Raw genomic sequence first — 13,288 nt, 5'->3', positions numbered from 1 at the left:
GTTAACTACCTTAATTCTTCTATATTGCCTGTTTCTGTAGTGTATGCAAGTCAACCGCTTGCACTTCTACTAGCTTACTCAGTTGTGAGGTTAATAAATAGATAGGTTTGTCACTATCTACGGTCATTTTGACGTGGAATAAGTCATCTTGACCTTGTAATTCCAAATTCGTTAAGCGAAATCCGCGATGTCTGGCTACGCGTAAAAAGCGCTCCACTGCGATGCTCTGTTGTTTTACTGCAACGGTTAAATGGTGTTTCATGAAAGGCTCTCCGTCATCATTTCATCATTGGCAGCACCAGGTGGAACAAGCGGCCATACGTTTTCTTTATCGTCGATACAAGCATGTAAAATATAGGGCCCTTGCGCATTCACTATGGCGTCAACGGCGTCATCTACTTGGTTTGCATGAGTAATTGTCTGCCCAGGAATACCGAACACGGCAGCCAAAGAGACAAAATCTGGATTGTCTGACAGGTCGGTTTCACTGTAACGACCGTCAAAAAAGAGTTGCTGCCACTGTCTCACCATACCCAGCCTTTGGTTGTCTAATATTAATATTTTAACTGGCAGGTTATTACGGCGGATGGTTGCCAACTCTTGAATATTCATCATGATGGAGCCATCGCCAGATACCGTGATCACTGTGTTATCTGGACGTGCTATCTGTGCACCAATTGCAGCTGGTAAGCCAAATCCCATCGTGCCTGCACCGCCACTACTTAAGTGATTGCTTGGATGACTGAATTTCATGTGCTGGGCCACCCACATTTGATGTTGGCCTACATCGCAGCACACTACCGCTGTATTGGGTAGCTTTTGGCTCAGTTGATTTAACAAATACGGTGCAAATACTTTTTCGCCAGGATAGTCATAACGCCATGCATGTTGACGTTGCAGTGCTTCGATGGTTTCTAACCATTCGCTATTCGTAACCACACATTCAAGTTGCGGCAATGACTGTTTTAAATCTGCAATAAGCGAAGCGGCTGCGGGTTTACGTTTGCCCACTTCTGCAGGGTCGATATCTAAATGGATCACCTTCGCCCCTGCAGCAAACTTTGCCAAATTCCCCGTAACACGGTCATCAAATCGCGCCCCGATACATACCAGCAAGTCGCATTGCTGAACCGCCAGATTCGCCGCTTGAGTACCGTGCATACCGAGCATTCCTAAGTCATAATCATAATCTGGGGTTACGCTGCCCAAAGCTTTTAGCGTCGATACGGCCGGCATATGGGTCTTTTCTAAAAATTGCATCAGCTGTGACTGCGCATCGGCGCTTTGCACGCCACCACCAATGTAGGCAACAGGTCGTTTAGCATCACATAATAATTGATTGGCTTTTGCTACTTCAGTTTGCGAAACCTTCGGCTGTTCGTCTTGTGGCGCAGCAAAAGGATGAAAAGGTACTTTAGCTAACTGGATATCTTTAGGAATATCGACCAACACAGGACCGGGTCGGCCAGACTGCGCTAAGTACATGGCTTCTTGTAATACCTCAGCCAAGTCTTCCGCTCGCTCAACCATGTAGCTGTGCTTGGTACATGACAGAGACATGCCCAGTACATCCACCTCTTGAAAGGCATCCGAACCGATAGCAGCGGTCGGCACTTGCCCAGTGATAGCCAATAGCGGAACTGAATCCATCATGGCATCAGCAAGTGCGGTGATAAGATTCGTCGCGCCGGGTCCAGAAGTGGCGAAACAAACCCCAAGCTTACCTGTACTGCGAGCATACCCAACAGCAGCAAAACCAGCACCTTGCTCATGACGAGTCAAATAATGCTTAACTGGCGCGCCATACAAAGCGTCACAAATGGGCATGATGGCACCACCTGGGTAACCAAATACGTGTTTAACGCCTTGCTCTTCTAGCACCTTGATAACAAGTTGTGCGCCGGTTGTTGGATTGCTCATGATCTGCTCTCAGTTGCCTTTTTTATGCCCTAAAACGAAAACGCCCCCCGAACCTTTTGGTGCGGGGGGCGTTTATGCTGATACTTTTCTTACAGCACTAACCAGCCCCCGCGGTAATAATAATCACCACGTTGATAATCACGACTAGTAGAGTTGCTGTTAGTAACATTGCTTGAATTCCGTAAATTTAAACTTGGCAATCATTCAGTGTAAGCACTGTGCTGCCTCTTTTTCTATTAATACCGCGCCTTGCACACTGAAGTCAACACAAAAAACTATGCTATTTAAAATTAAAAACTTGAGTTTAACGCATAAAAAAACCAAAAAACCAAAAACTAAAGAATTAAAACAACCACACATTTTAAAATGCGAATTTTCTATTGGTTCAGTTTCGATATAACGAAAAATTTACTTTCTCGATTTCCCTATATGAAATTTTTTCTACCGCCTAAGCGCACTTCATTTTTTAGTGACATTCACATTTCGATATCGCAGACTGACCCTTTAAAACCAACAGGGATCATTACTATGGTTAAAGTATTTTCACCATTGTTATTTATTTATCTTTGCTTAAGCCTTTTCAGCAATCTCGCCAACGCAGAAGTTGGCCTGTGGAAAATAGAAAAGGACAACAAAACGTCGTACTTATTTGGTACCGTCCACGTCGGTGACGAACAAATGCATGGTTTACCTGCCAAGGTAAAAAGCGCCATTGCGAGCAGTGATAGAGTCATGGTTGAAGTGAACTTAGAGGCGCTCTCTCCATTTGCGATCCAACAGCGCTCCATGCCATTTATGCTGTTAAAAAACAACCAAACTCTAAAAGACCAACTCTCCGCAGAAGTCTATCAGAAGCTACAAGACTACTTTTCGAAAAAGCAAATAGATATCGCCTTATTTGAACGCTATGCGCCATGGGCCGTGATGGTAACTATGCTACAACTGGAATATCAAAAGCTTGGATTTACCGATACCAATGGCATCGATAAACAAGTAATAGCCTATGCAAACGAAAAGAAGATCCCAATTGGTGAATTTGAAACCTTAGAATATCAGCTTGAAATGTTCAGTCAGCTGAGTATTCATAGTGACGCTATGCTCAAGGAAACATTTGCACAGATGTCTGATTTGAATACCTACTTCTTGGATTTAGTTTCCGCATGGCGAAGCGGCGATTTGGAGAAGTTATCGCATTACTACCAGGTAAGTTTTTCGGATGACAAATACGGCAAATTAGCCGAGCAACTGATGATCATTGAACGCAATAATAACTGGGTACAAATGCTTAAAAAGCAACTCCCTAATGAATCAACGTTTATTGCCGTTGGTGCATTACACCTTGTTGAAAAATATGGCCTTGTTGAGCAACTTAAAAATAACGGCTATTCAGTCACCCGACTATAACGCTCAGCGTTATCTTGCTAAGAGGTAAGTAGTTTACTTTGTGGGCGTGTTAAACAAGTACTTCCATCAACATGCCCTAAAAAAATAAAAATCTTTTTAAACCTTTTCATTTTTATTTGCGACTTACCTTTCAAACACTCTCGTTAAAGGTAAAAAATAATGAAAAAGTTAGCGTTAGTTTTAGCATTAAGTGCAGCGGCAATGACTGCACAAGCAAAAGATTCAAAAACCATTACAGCATCATTCCCAAGCAATAGCCTAGCCGAGTTAGAAGTGGATATTGCCGTAGGTAAAATCGATCTACAAACTTACAACGGCAACACCATAGAGGTCGAAATTTTGGTTGAACCGAAAGAGTCAGACAGTTGGTTTGGTAAACCAGATGTAAGTGAAGCTACCCTAAACAGCAACACATCGGGGGATAAGCTTTCACTTGAAATCAATTCGGATGATTATGAACTATCTTGGCAAGTTAAGGTGCCTGTTAATTTGGCCTTAGATGTTGAGGTTGGTGTTGGCAAAATTGATATTCAAGATCTTAATAACTCTGCTGATTTAGAGGTAGGCGTAGGAAAAATTAAAATTGAGACTACCACCACCGATTTCAAAAAGGTGTCTTTAGATTCAGGTGTTGGTAAAACGGCAATGTCAGGTTTTGGCAACGTAGAAACTTCTGAAAAGAGTATGGTTGGCTCAACAACAGACTATCGTGGTCAAGGCCAGTATTCCATCGATGCAGAAGTCGGGGTTGGAAATATTCGTTTAAGACGAGACTAAGTCTCCACACTCATTCAGTAATAGCGCCACTTTGCTATGCAGCACATCCGGGTGCAACGGCTTATACAAATGAGCCGTTGCACCAAGTGCGTAGACCTTATCCAAATCCTCCGCATTAGTATTTGCGGTCACGACCAAAATAGGCACGGCCGGATCTAGCACTCTCAAACGCTCAGTGGCTTCAAAGCCATCCATCACAGGCATATTTAAATCCATTAGCACGATATCGAACTTACCCACCTCATATACTTCAAGGGCACCTTCACCATGTTCAACATGCGTTACTTGTTTGGCTACGGGCTGGAGCATTTTTTCAATCACGCGCGCATTTAGTAAGTTATCTTCCACTAGCAAAATGCGAGCTGACACCGGCTTCATTTTACGAGCCAATGTCTGTTGGTTGTCAATTTCAATGGGAACTCTCAAGGTTGCTCTTGTACCCGTTGGCTCCCTCTCAATAAAATCTAATCGTCCCCCAAGCGCTGAGGTGAGTAATTGGCAACGTTTAAGCCCTAACTGCGCCCCTTGAAAATGTTCGCTATGCACAGCTTCTCGTAGCTGCTGATAGTCGAACCCAGGCCCAGTATCTTCAACAACAAACTCTAAATATGGCGTATCTTCATCTACAACCAGATCCGCAAATACTTGAATGCTGCCACGCTCAGTAAATTTAATTGCATTATTGACCAATTCACTGATCAACCAACCAACACGCTTACAATCACAATAACAGGTCACATCTAACTCATTGCTCAATGCCAAATTAAAAGCGAGAGATTTCTTGTGTGCGGTTAGTTGAAAGGCAATACAGGCTGATTTTATTACTTCTCGCAACGCGACTTGATGACGCTCAATTACCACTTCTTGCTCGGAAAGGTTATTAAAATCTTGAACCGAATAAAGTAATACATCCAATTGATTTGCCGCGCTTTTCACATGCTGTAAGTGTTGGATTTCTTTGTTACTCAGATATTCATCTAAATACCCATGAATAGCCTGCAATGGCGTTCTTAGCTCGTGACTAACGCGTGCTAAAAATCGTGATTTTGAGTGTAGTGCATCGTCGGCAAGCTTTCTTGCCGCCTCTAATTTATCAAGTGTCTCAGCAATTTCTTGTGCCATTGGACGAAATACAAATTTCGCTTCTATAAACAGCAGCAACAGTCCGAGCAGCCAAATTAACAATTCAATTTTCCTCACCATCTCTGTCTTACTTCGCGCTTGCTGCTCGAATAGTGAAACGGCCTCATTCAGTTTTGGGAGTATATGCTGAGATGCAGTAAAGATTTGTTCCACCAGTTGAGGAGTGGATAGCTGTAACTGAGACCTTGATAAAGTGATAAAAGTATTACTTTGCAAATCCAATTGCACTGGCTCTTGGTAGTAAAGCGCTGCAAGCGCCTCATTCAAATAAATAGCCTCTCCTCCCTCTGTTTTAGTTAAAAACTCATGATTACTTTCAAATTTATCAATGGTTTGACGCAGCACCTCACTGTCTATTTTATCCTCTTGTGCACTGAAAAGTGCGATACGTTGGGACAGCATCCGCTGCATACCCGCAATATTAATTACGTGTGCGTCTTGGCTCTGCTGATACAGTAAATACTGCATAACCCCCATCGCCATCGACAGCAATATAGCCATAGCTAGTAATGCCCCGATATAACGATTTTTAACTTTATTTATTAACGACATTTTTTTGTTTTTCATCTCATCGCATTGTCTCAGCTGCAATGCTAAGTGTAGTTAACAATCGTAATATTTACAGTCTGATGCTTGACACCTAGACGGCCAAAATGTTTCAATGCGCGCTCACCCTATTTAGATAGTTTGATGCTACGGCGTCAAACTGAGGGCTGGAAGAGGTGCGTTATTCAGGTAACTAAGTGAAGGAGAGCAAACTCCGTTACAGCTTAGTGAGGGGAATATACGCCGAGAAATTGAGTTATTGTTTGCTAATACTCATTTCGGGCGACTGGGCTGAATCCCAGCGACTGTCACCAACATACTTGGTGGAGAGCTTCTGGTCTTAGAAAAATAAGGCCATTGGCTGCCTTATCCTTTTTAAGTCCATTGCTCTTCGAATTTTAACAGTTCGAAGTTTGGACACCCTCCTAACTCCGAACATGATTTAAGTTCGGTAGAGATGAAATCACAATTCAATTTATCTGACTATCCGTTGTGGACTGCTTTAGTAACGCCTTTTGATGCTGAAAATCAGGTTGATTTTGGCGCATTAACGACGCTTGTACGCGATCAAGAGCAAGCTCGTAACGGTATTCTTTTACTAGGCAGTACCGGCGAAGGCCTTGCGCTTACCCAACAAGAGCAGCAACAAATCGTTGAGTTTGTTTGCCAGCTCGCCCCAAGCGTACCACTCATGGTTGCCGTTGGCGGCAGTAATCTTGAGCAGCAAACACAATGGGTGCGCTTTTGTAATACGCAGCCCATTGATGCACTCTTACTTGGCTCACCAATCTACGCAAAGCCCGGCAAAGTTGGTCTGACGCATTGGTTTAGCACACTACTCGATGAGAGCCACAACCCTTGCATGCTCTACAATGTACCTGGTCGCAGTGCCGTTGCTATCGCCCCTGACCTACTCGGCGAACTAGCTTGCCACCCTAATCTGTGGGCACTAAAAGAAGCCAGTGGTGATATTGCCACCTTTGAAGCATTTCGTCAGGCAGCACCTGATGTCGCCATCTATAGCGGCGACGATGGCTTAATGCCCTACTTTGCACAAGCAGGTGCAACGGGGCTAGTGTCTGTTGCGGCAAATGCATGGCCACAGCAAACCGCAGAATTTGTAAGGCGCTCGTTAAGCGGCACCTCTCCTAATTTATTTACCACTTGGTCAGAAGCTGCAAATAGCTTATTTGCAGTGGCAAATCCCATACCAGTCAAAGTGTTAATGCACTTGCAAGGGAAGCTCACAAGTCCAAACTTGCGCCCGCCACTGACACATTTGGAACTCACCCATACCGATGCGATCACTCGCGCGAACGAAACGATTTTATCTTGGAATTAAGGCAGTAAACATGAGCTGGTTAACCCTACTAAACGATTTAGAAAATGGCACAGTACGTGCTGCAACACAGGATGAGCAAGGCCATTGGCATGCTAATGTAGAAGTAAAACAAGGGATCCTTGAAGCATTTAGAAATGGCGTAAATACGGAATTCCCGGGTGGATTTGTTGATAAAGACAACTTAGCACCACGCGGATTTGCTGCCCAGGATGGCGTTCGTATGGTTCCTGGCGGAAGCAGTGTGAGACGTGGCGCTTACGTCGCAGCGGGCACAATCATTATGCCACCGGCTTATGTCAACATTGGTGCCTATATTGATTCAGGTACTATGGTAGATAGTCATGCGTTGGTTGGTTCTTGCGCGCAAATTGGTAAAAATGTCCACCTTAGCGCAGCAGTACAAGTGGGCGGTGTATTAGAGCCGGTTGGAGCCAGTCCTGTTGTTGTTGAAGACGATGCCTTTATTGGTGCAGGCTGTGTATTGGTTGAAGGGGTTGTTGTTAAACGCGGTGCCGTATTAGCACCGGGTGTGCGCCTTTCAGCAAGTATTCCTGTCTATGACTGCGTGAACGAGCGCTTGCTTGACAAAGGTGAAGCCATCCCTGAAAACGCGATAGTGATCCCAGGCTCTCGTCCAGCCTCAAGTGAGTGGGCGCGCGAGCAAGGACTAAGTATGTCATGCGCACTTATCGTAAAATACCGTGATGAACAAAGTGATGCATCACTGGCGCTGGAAGAGGTTCTACGCTAATGACTTGGTTGAGCACGTCACAGCGAATTGCAGCTGAGGCATTGATCCAGCAACAAGATACGCCATTCTTTTGCTACGATTTAGATAAGCTAAGTGCGCATGTTAAGCCCTTAGTTGATCAGCAAATCGTTAAGCTTTGGTATGCCGTAAAAGCGAATCCGTTATCACATATCATTAAAACCCTAGATAACGCAGGGTTTAACTTTGATGTGGCATCTAGCGGCGAGCTTGATCAGGTGTTATCTCAAGGGATCGCACCTGAACGCGTGCTCAACACAGGTCCTGCCAAATCGCTAAAGCAGATCCGTCATTTTGCCACACAAGGCGTACGTATTTTCGTGGCTGAAAGTCACAATCAAGTACGCTGGTTAAATCAAGTGGCCGAAGAGTTTGAGCTTCAATTTGAAGTTTTACTGCGGGTGCAGTTACGCTTTGATAAAGCAGAGCACAATCCACTTGGTGGCAATACGCTGACTCCTTTTGGTCTTGGCGCAGAGCAGTGGCAAGCCCTAACTTTAAGTGACTACACCTACCTAGACTTTGTCGGACTGCATATTTTCCAGTGGGGCAATATGCTCTGCAGCGATACGCTCGCTGAACTTTGGCAGGCAATGGTTGCACCTTTAGTTCAGCTCGCTGCAGATTTAGGGATTACTCTAAAGGTGCTCGACTTAGGTGGCGGCCTTGGCATTCCCTATGATAGGCAAAGCCCTTCTCTCGATTGGCAGAAATTATTAGACACGCTCGCATTAATAAAAACCGCCACGCAAGTGCAAGAATTATGGATGGAGTTAGGCCGCTATGCGGTTGGCGAATGTGGTTTTTATCTCAACCCTGTGGTGGAACAAAAGCAAAACTACGGAGAACAACAACTGATTGTCGCAGGCGGTGTCAATCACCTGCTGCGCCCAGCCGTTACCGGACAAGCTTTCCCCGCTGAATTGTTACGCCAGTCTCAAGCTGAGGCCACAGACTTTCATATTCATGGCCCACTTTGCACTGCATTGGATAAATTAGGCACCCTAGTCTTACCAAGCGACAGTGCCGATGGCGATTGGCTTGTTTTCAGTCAGTGTGGCGCTTACGGCTACACCGAAAGTATGCCGTTCTTTTTATGTCATGAGCTCCCAGCAGAGTACATCATCTCAGGTGGAGAAATCAGCTGTGTCCGTGAAGCAGAGCCCGCTTCAAGTTATTTGAGGTAAACATGAATACCATTACACAACAACATATTCAGGTTGGTGAAATTGCCAATGGCTTGCCTTTGACTATTCCGGTCTATCGCATTAAAGGCGATGGCAGTGGGCCTAAGGTGTATATTCAAGCGAATATGCATGGCGCCGAAGTGCAAGGTAATGCAGTGATTTATCAGCTACTAGAACAGTTGAAGCAATTGTCATTAAAAGCGGACATCACCTTAGTGCCTTACGCAAACCCGATTGGTTGTAATCAGAAATCTGGTGAGTTTACCTTAGGGCGTTTCGATCCAATTACAGGCACGAATTGGAATCGAATGTACATCAACCATTCCGGGTTGGTTGCCGAGTTTGTGGAGCAAAACCCGACGCTACCAATAACAGAAATCGCTCAGCAATTTCGCCAACGATTAGTTGAGCGTACCCAGGCACTACTTGATGGGCCCTTAGATAGGTTGACAACAGGTAAGCGCATCGCCTTGAGTTTACAGCGCCTAGCTCATGAAGCTGACATTGTTTTAGACCTTCATACGGGACCAATTTCAGCAAAACACCTGTATTGTCCTGAGTATGCAAAAGACAGCGCTCGATATTTTGATATTCCACATGTGTTACTTATTCCAAGTGACTTTGATGGAGCAATGGATGAAGCAAGTTTTTGTCCATGGTGGAACTTGCAGCAAGCCTATCAGGCTATAGGCCGAGAGATCCCAGTATTAACTGAAGCGTTTACGGTTGAACTTGGCTCTCAAGAAAAAATTGATTTAGCGGAAGCATTGAATGACGCTAATAGCATTTTGAGCTACCTAAACCATAAACAGGCCTTTCAAGACGCGCACTTTATGCCACGAGACATCACCCGCTACGTCTGTCGACTAGAGAACTATCGTGCCTTTTATGCCCCGATGGGAGGCATGGTGGAGTACACGGCAAAGCTTGGTGAGCATATCAAGGCGGGTCAAACCATCGCCAAAATTCTCAGAATGGAGCGCTATTTATCAGAAACGCCCCTAAATGAGATCAAGTTAGATGAAGATGCCATCGCCATTTTGCACTTTGCCTCTGCTAGTGTGAATCAAGGTACTGAGCTTTATAAGTTTTTTACTCAAGTTGAAACGCTTTAACTTGAGTACTTTTATTGCGTGAGAGTAAGTCAAAGCAAATAAGCTCTGCTTGTTTAGCTTAACGCTTACTAAGGTATGGCGGCGATAGCCGCCACCTTTTTCTTATTCGTACGTATTTTTCTTTCTGACATTTTTGACCTTCGAGATTCATTTCCCTTTCATTATCATTGGTTAATAATGTAATCAATTGTACTTACTCTCGGCGCACACAGGATGAAACTTACACACTTATCAATACCGGCTTTGGCCTTGCTTACCTTGCCACTTTACGCTCAAGAAGCCCAACAGGAAGATGAAATCGATTTAGTCAAACAGTGCGTGCTAAACGCGGTGTTAACTGGAGAAAAAGATAAAACCATAGAGCAGGTCCGTACCGAATGTGCCGAGGCTGATGCTGATAAAACCTTAAGCCAATTAGATAAACGCATGGCACGTGAACGTGTAACGGAAAAAAACCGTAATGTCTTAACACCACATAAGCGCAATTATATTTTGCCTGTGTCCTATATGACCAATGTCAACAGCAGACCATTCGACGGTCTAAAAGCCATTGATGATGAAGATGGCGAGCCAATCGACAATTTTGAAGCCAAATACCAAATTTCGTTAAAAGCGCCTATTTATAAAAACTTCTCGGATAAAGATCAGGCAATTTATTTTGCTTTTACACTACAATCATATTGGCAGCTGTATAACAAAGATGTGTCTTCGCCATTTCGTGAAACCAACTATGAGCCAGAAATCTTTTGGATTAACTTTTTAGATGATGAAAACGTGCTGTGGGGCGATGAGATGGCCTTTGTGCTTGGGATTTCTCATCAATCTAACGGTCGCAGTCAACCAAACTCCCGCTCTTGGAATCGTATCTATGCGAATTTTATTTGGGAAAACCGAGGCTTTGTATTCAGCTTTAAACCCTGGTATCGCTTACCGGAAAATGATAAGGACGATGCATTAGATCCGCGTGGAGACGACAATCCAAATATCGATGAGTACTTAGGTCACTTTGAGTTTAGTGGGGTATATCGCCACGAAGAGCATGAGTTTGGCTTTATGTGGCGCAATAACTTAAACAGCGATAATCGCGGTGCAATTCAGCTAGACTGGTCATTCCCAATTTGGGGAAGGTTGCGTGGCTACGCACAGTACTTTAATGGCTACGGCGAAAGCTTAATAGACTACAACACACATACCCAAAGGCTTGGTATTGGCGTATTGCTCACTGATATTCTTTAAGCACATTCGAATACAAAAAAGCTCTGAACACTCAGAGCTTTTTCGTTTGGAAAGCTGAGAATAATTCTCTGCTTATTGCGGTTTAATCACCACAAATTGTCCCTCAAATTTAGCAACTAGCATATCGCCATCATAGACATTCACTGGCACCACATATTTTGCTTTGCCAGCCGTCTCTAGCGCTTTTAATTCACCTTCACAGTCCGCAATGGTAACCGTTGCCGCAGGTGCCGTGGTTAAAGGTTTTAGGTATTTAATATTGGCGTCAGCCAACACAATATCTCCCTCTAAGCCAAGCTCTTTAAGTGCTAAATAAGTCGCCCCCCAGCCCGTTAGCGTCGCCATGCTATATATAGAACCTGCAAACATCGAGTTGTGTAAATTGAGGTTCGCTTTTAAATCAGCTTTAGTGGAAAACTGCCAGTCGGTATAGCTTTCGACTTTAATCCCCATCGCATCACTGATTGGAATAGACTCGCGCCAAGTATTTTGTAATACATGGGTCCAATCTGGCTGCCTGAACCAGCCCGGCTCCGTAGGACGTTGTTTTACCATCTTCCAGTGCTGCACATCGCCATAGGCTAAGTGTGCCTTTTCAACCACTTCGTAGCCATGACGCTCGTAAAATGATAACGCGCGCTCGCGAGCATACAAAACCAGCTCTTCTGCTTTTTGCGTCCAAGCAATAACCTCAAGCTCGTGTAGCAAACGGCTACCTAAGTGATGACCTCGATGCCCTTCTGCAACGGCCATATAGCGTACTTGTGCTTGCTTATGATTGTTAAAATGGAGCCTAGCTACGCCTAGCACTTCACCATCATTATTTTTAATGTAGCGATGTTCAGCTTCTTGCTCTAAATCATCCTGTTCGCTGCCACGAGGTTGATCCCATGGCGCTCTTAACACCTGCCAGCGTAACTGGTAATAGGCTTGCCAATCTTCGCTGCTTTGTGGTGAAGTTACCTCAAACATCACTGACTCCTGTTTTGTTATTAGCCTGTTAAACGACTTTGAATCTCGTACGGATACACCCTACAAGATAAGCTCAGTGTAGGGAATAAAATGCGCCAAAACACTTATCCTTTAGTGTAAAAACTGGTGGACAAGCTGGCATTCACAAAATCCTCGTCTATGATGATGTTATCATGGGAGAATTTATTACGCATTCAGGCACTATCAGCAACGATTTTGTGGACCGGAGCCACCAGCTAGGACACTTGCTATATTGGCATAAACAAGGCAGAAATAGCATCCAAGTGCGCCAAGAGAAATCGTTAAGATGGCTTCTGATAAACAACACATTACAATCCGTTGTGGAGTTAAACCACCCGGAGCACTTGTTATTTCCTCATTTAAAAACATTCGCGAGTCGCTGGCAGCAAGTCGCCCCGCCAACTAGCGTACTGGAGCTGGGTCTTGGCGCAGGTGCCATCCGTGATTACCTCAATGCCACTTATCCAAATTGTCACATTACCACCATAGATAACAACCCAGATGTGATCCATTGTTACAAACGCTACTTTGGTGGCGACCCTTTGTGCGATGTTAATTGTGTTGATGTATTTAAAGCGTTGCAACAAGGCAAACGCTACGATTGGATTGTGCTCGATTTATTTAGCGAACTTGAGCCTCCCATCTTCTTGTTTCAACACCAGTTTTATCGCCTACTCAGAGCTGCTATTAATGATGGGGGCAGACTGTATATCAACTTTTTAACTGAGCATGAGTCGCAGCTCAAGCAACTTCAACACTTATTAATTACCAACTTTGGTAAAAAGCCCTTTATCGAAAAGGTGCCGGACTACGCCAATATGATTATCGAGGTTAAACGCTAACACTGGCTGGCCCT

12 protein-coding genes and 1 riboswitch are annotated in these 13,288 nt (G+C 44.4%); of the genes, 8 read left to right on the top strand and 4 right to left on the bottom strand.

Annotation, left to right across the window (positions count from 1 at the left end; genetic code table 11):
• Window positions 1-19: 19 nt before the first annotated feature.
• Together ilvM and ilvG are read right to left on the bottom strand one after the other, a co-directional pair.
• Window positions 20-262 (bottom strand): acetolactate synthase 2 small subunit, encoded by a 243-nt coding sequence (gene ilvM / locus PPIS_RS16430; RefSeq protein ID WP_010376329.1) that lies wholly within the window; start codon window positions 260-262, stop codon window positions 20-22.
• Entirely contained in the window at window positions 259-1,920 is a 1,662-nt protein-coding gene (gene ilvG / locus PPIS_RS16425) for an acetolactate synthase 2 catalytic subunit (RefSeq protein WP_010376332.1), read from the bottom strand. The genes ilvM and ilvG overlap by 4 nt, the downstream gene beginning before the upstream one ends.
• Window positions 1,921-2,448: 528 nt before the next feature.
• Between ilvG and PPIS_RS16415 the strand changes: the two genes are divergently transcribed.
• Together PPIS_RS16415 and PPIS_RS16410 are read left to right on the top strand one after the other, a co-directional pair.
• Window positions 2,449-3,324 carry a TraB/GumN family protein gene (locus PPIS_RS16415; protein WP_010376336.1) on the top strand — a complete coding sequence of 292 codons (876 nt, stop codon included), beginning with the start codon at window positions 2,449-2,451 and terminating at the stop codon, window positions 3,322-3,324.
• Between the two features lie 159 nt (window positions 3,325-3,483).
• A complete protein-coding gene (locus PPIS_RS16410) occupies window positions 3,484-4,101 on the top strand; it encodes a DUF4097 family beta strand repeat-containing protein (protein ID WP_010376338.1) in 618 nt (205 codons plus the stop codon).
• Here PPIS_RS16410 and PPIS_RS16405 read toward each other — a convergent pair.
• Window positions 4,087-5,811 carry a response regulator gene (locus tag PPIS_RS16405; protein ID WP_010376341.1) on the bottom strand — a complete coding sequence of 575 codons (1,725 nt, stop codon included), beginning with the start codon at window positions 5,809-5,811 and terminating at the stop codon, window positions 4,087-4,089. The genes PPIS_RS16410 and PPIS_RS16405 overlap by 15 nt on opposite strands.
• A gap of 142 nt (window positions 5,812-5,953) precedes the next feature.
• A riboswitch (Lysine riboswitch) is annotated at window positions 5,954-6,132 on the top strand.
• Window positions 6,133-6,247: 115 nt separating this feature from the next.
• Here PPIS_RS16405 and dapA point away from each other — a divergent pair.
• The 5 genes from dapA (at window position 6,248) to PPIS_RS16380 (ending at window position 11,439) form a co-directional block, all read left to right on the top strand.
• A complete protein-coding gene (dapA, locus tag PPIS_RS16400; protein ID WP_010376342.1) occupies window positions 6,248-7,132 on the top strand; it encodes a 4-hydroxy-tetrahydrodipicolinate synthase in 885 nt (294 codons plus the stop codon).
• A 10-nt stretch (window positions 7,133-7,142) separates the two neighbouring features.
• Window positions 7,143-7,883, top strand: coding sequence for a 2,3,4,5-tetrahydropyridine-2,6-dicarboxylate N-succinyltransferase (locus PPIS_RS16395; RefSeq protein WP_010376345.1), 741 nt, complete (start codon window positions 7,143-7,145; stop codon window positions 7,881-7,883).
• On the top strand, window positions 7,883-9,088 hold the full coding sequence (locus PPIS_RS16390) for a PLP-dependent decarboxylase (RefSeq protein ID WP_010376346.1): 1,206 nt from the start codon (window positions 7,883-7,885) through the stop codon (window positions 9,086-9,088). Before PPIS_RS16395 ends, PPIS_RS16390 begins: the two co-directional genes overlap by 1 nt.
• Window positions 9,089-9,090: 2 nt before the next feature.
• The gene (locus tag PPIS_RS16385) at window positions 9,091-10,203 is read left to right on the top strand and encodes a succinylglutamate desuccinylase/aspartoacylase family protein (RefSeq protein ID WP_010376347.1); all 1,113 of its coding nucleotides are present in this window, start codon (window positions 9,091-9,093) and stop codon (window positions 10,201-10,203) included.
• 213 nt (window positions 10,204-10,416) lie between these two features.
• On the top strand, window positions 10,417-11,439 hold the full coding sequence (locus PPIS_RS16380; RefSeq protein WP_010376348.1) for a phospholipase A: 1,023 nt from the start codon (window positions 10,417-10,419) through the stop codon (window positions 11,437-11,439).
• A 72-nt stretch (window positions 11,440-11,511) separates the two neighbouring features.
• On the opposite strand, the gene PPIS_RS16375 is transcribed toward PPIS_RS16380, so the two are convergent.
• Window positions 11,512-12,411: a bifunctional GNAT family N-acetyltransferase/hotdog fold thioesterase gene (locus tag PPIS_RS16375; protein WP_010376349.1), complete on the bottom strand. Its 900-nt coding sequence runs from the start codon at window positions 12,409-12,411 to the stop codon at window positions 11,512-11,514.
• 173 nt (window positions 12,412-12,584) lie between these two features.
• On the opposite strand from PPIS_RS16375, the gene PPIS_RS16370 reads away from it, so the two are divergent.
• On the top strand, window positions 12,585-13,274 hold the full coding sequence (locus PPIS_RS16370) for a spermidine synthase (protein WP_010376350.1): 690 nt from the start codon (window positions 12,585-12,587) through the stop codon (window positions 13,272-13,274).
• Window positions 13,275-13,288: the final 14 nt, after the last annotated feature.

This window comes from Pseudoalteromonas piscicida (assembly GCF_000238315.3).
Taxonomy (GTDB): domain Bacteria; phylum Pseudomonadota; class Gammaproteobacteria; order Enterobacterales; family Alteromonadaceae; genus Pseudoalteromonas; species Pseudoalteromonas piscicida.
The sequence above is the reverse complement of the archived record's forward strand: the minus strand, read 5'-3'. Positions and strand labels throughout refer to the sequence as shown.